Here is a 593-nt window from a genome sequence, read left to right on the forward strand (position 1 = left end):
CGTGGAGCTAAGGAGAATTGAACTCCTGACCTCATCATTGCGAACGATGCGCTCTACCAACTGAGCTATAGCCCCGAGGGCGACGAAGTGTAGCGGGCCGATCTCGGCGCCCACACCGAACGTCGCCGGCAATCAGACCGGCAATCGGACGGTCAGTCGAGCCAGTCGTCGTACGCCGCACTCGCGACGCGTTGGCGACTCTGCGCGAGCATGTAGACGTATCCGCAGAGCGCCAGCGCCGCGAGCACGAAGCCGTACAGCATCACCGTCGCACCCGTGGTGACGGCGAGGAACAGCGAACACGCCGTGGTGATCACGAGCACGAACAAGACGTTCGACCGACGCTGCTTGGCAGGGTTGCGGACGCCGTGGGGCGGCGTCGGCGCCGATCGCTGTGCAGGTGCCGCAGGACGACGGCGCTCACCGGTGGGGTCACCGTGCGACCGGCGACCGGTCGGAGCGGTGTGGTCGTCGGAGTGGCGCGGCTCCTCGCGAACGGGTCGCGGCTGGCGGTAGCGACCGTCCGCGCGATCGTTGCGGTCACGACGCTGCTCGCGTGCTGCGGGTCGACGCTGGCCACCGGACGGGTCGCC

General features: G+C 68.3%; 1 tRNA gene and 1 pseudogene. Both read right to left on the minus strand.

Annotated features, from left to right (window positions below):
• Positions 1-2: 2 nt before the first annotated feature.
• A tRNA-Ala gene (locus ON45_RS20575) sits at positions 3-75 on the minus strand.
• A 77-nt stretch (positions 76-152) separates the two neighbouring features.
• Positions 153-593 (minus strand): annotated as a pseudogene (locus tag ON45_RS23345) (hypothetical protein); the annotation flags it as partial.

It is taken from the genome of Ilumatobacter nonamiensis YM16-303 (assembly GCF_000350145.1).
GTDB classification, from domain to species: domain Bacteria; phylum Actinomycetota; class Acidimicrobiia; order Acidimicrobiales; family Ilumatobacteraceae; genus Ilumatobacter_A; species Ilumatobacter_A nonamiensis.